This is a genomic window from Pseudomonas juntendi (assembly GCF_009932375.1).
In the GTDB taxonomy this organism is placed as follows: domain Bacteria; phylum Pseudomonadota; class Gammaproteobacteria; order Pseudomonadales; family Pseudomonadaceae; genus Aquipseudomonas; species Aquipseudomonas juntendi.
The window spans coordinates 1-6,505 of record NZ_BLJG01000214.1; the positions used below are offsets into that span (position 1 = coordinate 1).

4 protein-coding genes are annotated in these 6,505 nt (G+C 63.5%); 1 reads left to right on the forward strand and 3 read right to left on the reverse strand.

Translation table 11 applies throughout. The features are described 5' to 3' along the window. Window positions 1-52: 52 nt before the first annotated feature. From GYA94_RS22050 to GYA94_RS22060, 3 genes are all read right to left on the reverse strand, one after another. Window positions 53-814 (reverse strand): siderophore-interacting protein, encoded by a 762-nt coding sequence (locus GYA94_RS22050; RefSeq protein ID WP_161893099.1) that lies wholly within the window; start codon window positions 812-814, stop codon window positions 53-55. Then, window positions 807-1,352, reverse strand: coding sequence for a PadR family transcriptional regulator (locus GYA94_RS22055; protein WP_161893100.1), 546 nt, complete (start codon window positions 1,350-1,352; stop codon window positions 807-809). Before GYA94_RS22055 ends, GYA94_RS22050 begins: the two co-directional genes overlap by 8 nt. 89 nt (window positions 1,353-1,441) lie before the next feature. Next, complete coding sequence (locus tag GYA94_RS22060; protein ID WP_161893101.1) at window positions 1,442-4,588, reverse strand: transglycosylase domain-containing protein; 3,147 nt, start codon at window positions 4,586-4,588, stop codon at window positions 1,442-1,444. Between the two features lie 311 nt (window positions 4,589-4,899). Here GYA94_RS22060 and GYA94_RS22065 point away from each other — a divergent pair, with 311 nt between their 5' ends. Then, entirely contained in the window at window positions 4,900-6,318 is a 1,419-nt protein-coding gene (locus GYA94_RS22065) for an amino acid permease (protein WP_054911930.1), read from the forward strand. Window positions 6,319-6,505 lie beyond the last annotated feature (187 nt).

Below are 6,505 nucleotides of genomic sequence, written 5' to 3' on the forward strand. Positions count from 1 at the left end.
GTCAGTTAGGAGCGGGCTTGCCCGCGAAGAGGCCGTAACAGGTTGAAGCCGATTATTCGTCGTCCCCAGCCCCGTCGGCCCGCCAGTAAGCCGCGGCTTTCAAAGCATCCTCGGGCACGCCTTTTTCCAGCAGCAGCGCCTTGGCCTGGCGGGTCAGGGTTTTTTCCAGGGCTACCCAGGCGTACAACCGGCCTTGCGGCAAGGTCAGGTTCTGCACCAATGCCAGCAGGTCTTCCTCGTGGCGGCGTACCCAGATCACCTCGACCTGTGCCTTGCTCGGCAGCGGCTGGCGCTCCTGCTCATCCTCAATCTGGATCACCGCCAGCACCTGGCGGCCAGCGGGCAGCTCCTCGAGCCGCCTGCCGATTGCCGGGATGGCCGTTTCATCGCCGATCAGAAAGTAGCTGTCGAACACATCCGGCACCACCAGTGAGGCGCGTGGCCCGGCGATATTCAGGGTTTGGCCGACCGCGGCCTGCGCCGCCCACGTGGAAGCAGGGCCGTCGCCATGCAGGACGAAGTCGATGTCCAACTCGTTGGCCACCAGGTCTATGCGCCGTGGCGTGTATTCACGCATGGTGGGCCGTACGCCACTGTCCTTGCCCAGCTTGCGGGCCTCGATGGCCTGTTGCTGCTCCGGGGTTTCGCCGAACAGCAGCTTGATGTGGTCGTCGCTGCCCAAGCTGGTGAAGCCTTGCAGTTCAGCCCCGCCCAACGTGATACGGCGCATGCGCGGGGTAAGCTCGGTGACCCGCAGCACCTGCAGGCAGCGTTGGCGAATCTCATGGTTGACGCGGTGAATGCTGTTAGTCATGGAGCGTCTCCGTAGCAGCGCCGGCCGGCCCGGAAGCGATGGCTTTGGCGGTGTGGTTGAGCAGGTCGCGAACCCTGTCGATTTCTTCAGGTGTCCAGCGGCCGCTGTGCATGTGCAGCGCATGGCGCAGGTTGCCCACCGCTTCGTGAATTTCAGGCGGGCGATCGTGGCCGCGCAAGGCGCGCTTGCTGACTTCGATGCGCATGCGCACGCCGTCCAGCGCCACCGCCTGGTCCGCCAGTGCACCGCGGCCGGCCTCGGTGATGGCATACAGGCGCTTGCTGCCCTGCACCTGGCCGCTGATCAGCTCGGCTTCTTCAAGAAAATTCAGCGTGGGGTAGATCACCCCGGGGCTCGGGCTGTAACTGCCTTCGAACAGGTTCTCGATCTGGCGGATCAGGTCGTAGCCATGGCCGGGCTGGCTTGCGAGCAAGTCGAGCATCAGCAACTTGAGGTCACCGGGGGCAAATACACGGGGGCCGCGTTCGCCGCGCCCGGGGCGCCGTTCGAAGGGGTCATGGGGGGGATGTTCACGCATGGGAATAGGGGCTCCTTCTTTGCGATATATCGTAAGATATTACTCAAGATATATCTAAAGACAAGCCCTCAATTGCTGATGATTCTCATCTAATTGTTCGATTCGTCCGGTTTCGTGGTCGAGTTCGCGGCCACTTCCGGCGGCTTGCACTCGTTCGGATTGCCCGGCTGCAGGTAAGGCATGAGGATCGGTGCCATGCCCTTGAGTACCTGCACCGGCAGCGCCGAGGTGAACTTGAATGCCTCTGCCGAGCGCCCTGGCACGAAGGCGGTCAAGGTGCCGAAGTGGTTCTCACCCAGGAAGAACACGAAGGTGGCGGTACGGTTGAGCGACCGCGAGCCGATCAGCCGGCCGCCGGCGCCAAAGCTTTCGATGCGGTTGTCACCGGTACCGGTTTTGCCGCCCATTACCAGGGGCGTGCCGTCCTGCAGCTTGAAACTGCCGGAAATGCGCCGCGCGGTGCCGGCATCGACCACCTGCGACATGGCACCTTTGAGGGCGCGTGCCACCTCGACCGGCAGAATCCGCACCCCCCGGTCCGGGTCGCTGATCAGTTTGGTTTCGTAGGGGGTGTTGGCGGCAAAATGCAGGGTGTCGATGCGCAGTGTGGGCAGGCGGATGCCATCATTCTGGATGATCCCGACCAACTCCGAGAGGGCGGCAGGGCGGTCGCCCGAGCTGCCGATGGCGGTCGCCAGCGACGGCACCAGGTGGTCGAACGGGTAGCCCACGCGCTTCCAGCGCTGGTGGATGTCGAGGAACGCTTCGATTTCCACCATGGTGCGAATGCGGCTGTCGCGAGCGCCCTGGTGGCGGCTCTTGAACAGCCAGCCGTAGACCTCCTGGCGCTCGAAGCGGCTGGCGTTGACCATCTCGCTCAAGGTCGAACTGGGGTTCTTCAGCAGGTAGCCGAGCAGCCACAGGTCCAAGGGGTGGACCTTGGCAATGTAACCCTGGTCGGGCAGGTCGTACTTGCCCGGGCCATAGGCTTCGTACATCTCGGCCAGCCGGCCATCGCTGAGTTTGCCCAGGGCGCTCTTGTCACCCTTGAGGTGGGCGCGGACAAAGGCATTGAACGTTTGCTGGCCCGCTTCGGGGAACAGGTAGCGGTGCACGGCGGCCAACCGTTGCGGGGTCACGCGCATGCTGTCGAGGAAGGTATCCAGGCGCTGTTGCGAGGTCTTGCGCTGGTATTTCTTCCAGAAGCGCATCAGGTAGTTGGTGCCTTCCTTGTCGGCAAAGCGCGCCAGGTACTCCTGGCGACGCGGGTCGGCGTCATCCTTGAGCAGCGGTACGCGGTTGTAGGGCTGCTGGTAGGTCACATAGCGCACCAGGTCGCGCATCAGGCGGATGAAGGGCAAGTTGATCGACTCGCGCAGGGCATCCTTGAGCGTGGGGTTGCGGCTGTTGTCTTCCTTGCGGAAGTTGTTGAACACATGCATGCCGCCGCCGGTGAAAAACGCCTCGCCGGTGCTGGCCGAGTACTTGCGCTCCAGGGCGGCGTCGAGCATGGCATCCAGGCTCTGGTTCTTGCTGTTCTGCGCCAGCCAATCCAGTGACCATTGGGTGATGCGGTCAAGCTCGGCGACGTCGACCTTTTTCAGCTCGGCGACAGGCTTGCCGGCATACTTGTCGTGCAGTTCGGCAATGATCTCCAGGTAGGTCGTCAGTACCCGCAACTTCGCCGTGGAGCCCAGCTCCAGCTTGCTGCCTTCGTTGATGTCGAATGGTTGGTCGGTACTGTCGGTCTGCACCCTGACCCGCGAGCCATCGGCGGTGCGTTCGAACAGGGTGAAGCTGTAGCTCACCTGGTCGGTGGTCTTGGCGGTGAGCAGACGCTCGCCGATCAGGCCGATCTGCGCAGCGAAAGCCGGGTCGGCAAGGTTTTTCAGGTATTGGCTGACCTGCAATTGCAGGTCGGCCTGCAGGGTGCTGGTAGCCGATACATCGAGGCGGTCGAGGTCGTACAGTGGGCGGTTGAGCATGGCCGCCAGGCGGTTGCGCGCCAGGCTGATACCCTTGTTGGTGACGATGGGCACGATGGTCGGTTGCGCCACCCAGTCGCGGTACACCGCCTTGCTGGCCAGCGCTGCGTCGGCCAGTGGCTGATCGATGACCTTGTTGGCGGCGAGCACGCGGATGTGCGAATCGGTCAGCTCGGCCAGTTCCACCCGGCCTTTGGACAAGTAATGCGAGGGCCGCCGCTGGGCAATCATCAGCGACAGCACCTGGCGCAGGGCCAGGCCGCGCGCCGCCATGCTTTGCGGGTCGGTGGCGGTGGACGTCAGCGCCTGGTTGACCTGGTCGAAGTCGGCGCCGTACCACACCCGCAACCCCTCGGCCATGCCGTGCACCTCGCCGTGGCCAGGCACGGCCGACAGTGGCACGCTATTGAGGTAGTCACGCACGATGCGTTTGCGCGCCTCGGTGGTGTCGGGGCCGCCCTGGTACGCGCGCACGCTGGCCGAAATCATCTGGCGGATCTTCTCGGCCCCCGATACGGTCAGGCCATCTGGGGAGTGGCGATACTTTTCCAGTTGCGTGGCCAGGGTGCTGCCACCCGCCGACTGGCCGGGCAGCGCCAGGTACTTGGCCACCTGGCTGTAGGCGGCCTTGGCGAAGCGCGGCCAGTCCACGGCCGGGTTGTTGCGCGGGTCTTGGGTGTCGAGCAGGTCGCGGTTCTCGATGAACAGCAGGCTATTGACCATCACGGGCGGGATGGCGGCGAAGTCAGGGTACAGGTGCTGCGGGTAGTTGTACTGGTAGAGCGTGTCGCCACGGCAGTCGGTGATCGACAGGCCCGCCTGGATCTTCTCGATATAGGGTACGAAAAGCCCGTGCTCGACGTAGTTCATCAACGCCGGGGAAAACCTGACCTGTTCGCTGATCAGGTAGTCGCGCTTGAGCAGGCGCGGCAGAAATTCACCCAGGGCACTGTAGCCCAGGCGTTTGTCGAACGGCCCGTCACCGGGGTAGACGATGGCGTCGCTGGGGCCGGGCTGCAGCGAGTAGGTGAGGGTGCTGGCGAGCTTGCTGAATTCCCGCGACTGCAACTCGGACGTGCGAAATTCGTCGTAGGCGGCGAAGCCGACAGCCACCAGCGCCACCAGCACGATGAGGATGATCAGCCGCCACCATAGCCGACGCTGCCGGGGGGGCTTGCGTTGTGGCGTCTCGGCCGGCGGTGTCTCGGGTGCTTCCGTTCTGCTTGGTTCCGATTGCCACAGTGCGCCCATAGTCTTCAATCCGGCCAGGTATTTTCGTCTTGCTTGCCTGAAGCTTAGACGGTGAGCGGGTAGGCGGAAACATTTGTCGGCGCTGATCCAGGTACCGGGGGCTCCGGAGAACTCGCTGATTATTCATGGATATACAGCGAAAACCCCTTCAGCGGTCTTCCTATACTGCTCGCCCCTTCGCCCTGCCGGGTTGCGCTGACCCGGCACGCAGGCCGGCCCAAGAGGCCAGCTTGGCAAGCCAAGGCCACGCCTATCGGCGTGGCGGGTGCTGCACGAAGGCAAATCCAATAACAAAATGAGGTTGAATCGCTATGCCAGTCGGCAACCACCCTGCCCATGGCCAGCCCACCCAAGGCGGCCCGCTCAAGCGTGAACTGGGCGAACGGCATATCCGTCTGATGGCGCTGGGCGCCTGTATCGGTGTCGGTCTTTTCCTAGGCTCGGCCAAGGCCATCGAAATGGCCGGCCCGGCCATCATGCTGTCCTACATCATCGGTGGCCTGGCCATTCTGGTGATCATGCGCGCCCTTGGTGAAATGGCCGTGCACAACCCTGTCGCCGGCTCGTTCAGCCGCTATGCGCAGGACTACCTCGGCCCGCTGGCGGGCTTTCTCACTGGCTGGAACTACTGGTTCCTGTGGCTGGTGACCTGTGTTGCGGAAATTACCGCGGTAGCCATCTACATGGGGATCTGGTTCCCCGACGTGCCCCGCTGGATCTGGGCCCTGGCGGCGCTGGGCAGCATGGGGGCGGTCAACCTGGTAGCGGTCAAGGCCTTCGGCGAATTCGAGTTCTGGTTCGCCCTGATCAAGATCGTCACCATCATCGCCATGGTGCTGGGCGGGGTCGGCATCATTGCCTTCGGCCTGGGCAATGACGGTGTGGCCGTGGGCATCGCCAACCTGTGGAGCAACGGCGGCTTCATGCCCAATGGCGTGACCGGCGTGCTGATGTCGCTGCAGATGGTGATGTTCGCCTACCTGGGCGTGGAAATGATCGGTTTGACTGCCGGTGAAGCCCGTAACCCGCAAAGAACCATTCCGCAGGCCATCGGCTCGGTGTTCTGGCGCATCCTGCTGTTCTATGTCGGTGCGTTGTTCGTGATTTTGTCGATCTACCCGTGGAACGAAATTGGCAGCCAGGGCAGCCCGTTCGTCATGACCTTCGAGCGCCTGGGCATCAAGACCGCCGCGGGCATCATCAACTTCGTGGTCATCACCGCGGCGCTGTCCTCATGCAATGGCGGCATCTTCAGCACCGGGCGCATGCTCTATAGCCTGGCGCAGAACGGCCAGGCCCCGGCGGCCTTCGCCCGTACCTCGAACAACGGGGTACCGCGCAATGCGCTGCTGCTGTCCATCGGCGCGCTGCTGCTGGGTGTGCTGGCCAACTACCTGGTGCCGGAGAAGGTCTTCGTCTGGGTGACGTCGATTGCCACCTTTGGCGCAATCTGGACCTGGGTGATGATCCTGCTGGCGCAGTTGAAATTCCGTGCCGGCCTTACCCCTGCCGAGCGCCAGGGGCTGAAGTACCGCATGTGGTTGTGGCCGCTGAGCTCTTACCTGGCATTGGCGTTCCTGGTGCTGGTGGTGGGCCTGATGGCGTACTTCGAGGACACCCGGGTGGCGCTGTACATCGGCCCGGCATTCCTGGTGCTGCTGACCGTGCTGTACCACGTGTTCCGGTTGGCACCCAAAAACGTGCAGGGTACGGCCAGTACCGCTTCCTGACCTGAGTTGGCCGGGGCCGCGTCTGCACCGGCCCTATCGCCGGCAAGCCAGCTCCCACAGGGATCGCCTTAGGGCTGACAGGTGTTTGCCATAAGGTATGGCAGCGCCTGTTAGAGCGAGCGCCGCCCGCGCGGCGGCAAGCGCCCAGCTCCGCTCGCTCCTACGTTTGTTTCGGGCCAATTATTCC

What these genes read in the sequence shown, in the direction of transcription:
- GYA94_RS22060 (WP_161893101.1), bottom strand. Translation starts at nt 4,588, where the DNA reads ATGGGCGCACTGTGGCAATCGGAACCAAGCAGAACGGAAGCACCCGAG.
- GYA94_RS22055 (WP_161893100.1), bottom strand. Translation starts at nt 1,352, where the DNA reads ATGCGTGAACATCCCCCCCATGACCCCTTCGAACGGCGCCCCGGGCGC.
- GYA94_RS22050 (WP_161893099.1), bottom strand. Translation starts at nt 814, where the DNA reads ATGACTAACAGCATTCACCGCGTCAACCATGAGATTCGCCAACGCTGC.
- GYA94_RS22065 (WP_054911930.1), top strand. Translation starts at nt 4,900, where the DNA reads ATGCCAGTCGGCAACCACCCTGCCCATGGCCAGCCCACCCAAGGCGGC.